The sequence below is a fragment of the Neisseria sp. P0021.S005 genome, assembly GCF_051956955.1.
The window spans coordinates 1-1,886 of the sequence record NZ_JBQCWY010000595.1; the positions used below are offsets into that span (position 1 = coordinate 1).

At 54.2% G+C, this 1,886-nt stretch carries 1 protein-coding gene; it reads left to right on the plus strand.

All coding sequences use genetic code 11. The features are described 5' to 3' along the window. Nucleotides 1-4: 4 nt before the first annotated feature. Nucleotides 5-1,886 (plus strand): OPT family oligopeptide transporter (locus ACTHUE_RS17295; RefSeq protein WP_440424058.1); only part of this gene is annotated, 1,882 nt, incomplete at its 3' end.

The window sequence follows — 1,886 nt, forward strand, 5'->3', positions numbered from 1 at the left end:
TTTTATGAAACAGGCGGTTGATCCTTATGCGAGTTTCCGTGAACTGACGCTGCGGGGGATGATACTCGGCGCGTTGATTACGGTGATTTTTACGGCATCCAATGTGTATTTGGGCTTGAAGGTGGGCTTGACTTTTGCGTCTTCGATTCCGGCTGCGGTAATTTCGATGGCGGTTTTGAAGTTTTTTAAAGGCAGCAATATTCTGGAAAATAATATGGTGCAGACTCAGGCTTCAGCCGCGGGTACGCTCTCCAGTATTATTTTTATCTTGCCGGGTTTGCTGATGGCCGGTTATTGGGCGGGCTTTCCGTTTTGGCAGACTACGCTGCTGTGTATGTCCGGTGGTATTTTGGGCGTGATTTTCACTGTGCCTTTGCGTTATGCGATGGTGGTGAAGAGCGATTTGCCTTATCCGGAAGGCGTGGCGGCGGCTGAGATTTTGAAGGTTGGCGACCATGATGCGGACCAACAGGAAGGCGGCAGCGGTATCAAGGAATTGGTGTCGGGCGGCGCTCTGGCCGGTTTGATGAGCTTCTGCGCAAGCGGTTTGCGCGTGGTGGCGGACAGCGCGAGCTTTTGGTTTAAAGGCGGCGCGTCGGTGTTCCAAGTGCCGATGGGCTTTTCTTTGGCTTTGCTGGGCGCGGGCTATTTGGTCGGCCTGACCGGCGGTATCGCGATTTTGCTGGGTATTTCGATTGCCTGGGGTGTGGCCGTGCCTTATCTGTCGGCGCATATTCCGCAACCTGCCGATATGGAGATGATTCCTTTTGCAATGTCTTTGTGGAAGGAAAAAGTCCGTTTTATCGGCGCGGGTACGATCGGTATTGCCGCTATTTGGACGCTGTTGACTTTGATGAAACCGATGGTCGAGGGTATGCGCCTGTCTTTCCGCAATTTCGGCGGCGTGCAGATGACTGAGCGTACGGAACAGGATTTGTCGCCTAAGGCGATGATTGCCTGGGTGTTGGCGATGATGCTGGTGTTGGGCGTGTCTTTCTTCCACTTTATCGGCGACTCGCATATTTCCGGCGGTTTGGCTTGGCTGTTGGTGGTCGTGTGTACGCTGCTGGCTTCGATTATCGGCTTTTTGGTGGCCGCGGCTTGCGGTTATATGGCCGGTTTGGTCGGTTCGTCTTCCAGCCCGATTTCGGGTGTGGGCATCGTCTCTATCGTTATCATTTCGCTGGTGTTGCTGCTGGTTGGCGAATCCGGCGGCTTGATGACGGACGAGGCAAACCGCAAATTCCTGCTGGCGTTGACGCTGTTTTGCGGCGCGTCTGTGATTTGTGTGGCTTCGATTTCCAATGACAACCTGCAGGATTTAAAAACGGGTTATCTGGTAAAGGCAACGCCTTGGAAACAGCAGGTTGCGTTGATTGTCGGTTGCGTTGTCGGTGCATTGGTGATTTCACCTGTGTTGGAGCTTTTGTATGAAGCCTACGGCTTTACCGGCGCGATGCCGCGTGAAGGCATGGATGCGGCACAAGCCCTTGCCGCGCCTCAGGCAACTTTGATGACCACCATCGCCCAAGGTATTTTCTCGCACAATCTGCAATGGGATTATATTTTCACCGGCGTGGCCATTGGCGTGGCGTTGATTGCGGTCGATTTCACATTGCGCAAATCCTCCGGCGGCAAGCGCGCCTTGCCGGTATTGGCCGTGGGCATGGGCATTTACCTGCCGCCGTCTGTGAATATGCCGATTGTGATCGGCGCGGTATTGGCGGCGGTGTTGAAATCCGTCATCGCCCGCCGTCAGGAAAACCGTGAAGGCCGTCTGAAAAATGCGGAACGTATCGGTACGCTGTTCTCCGCCGGTTTGATTGTCGGCGAGAGCCTGATCGGTGTGATTATGGCGTTTATCATCGCCTTCTCCGTAACCAACG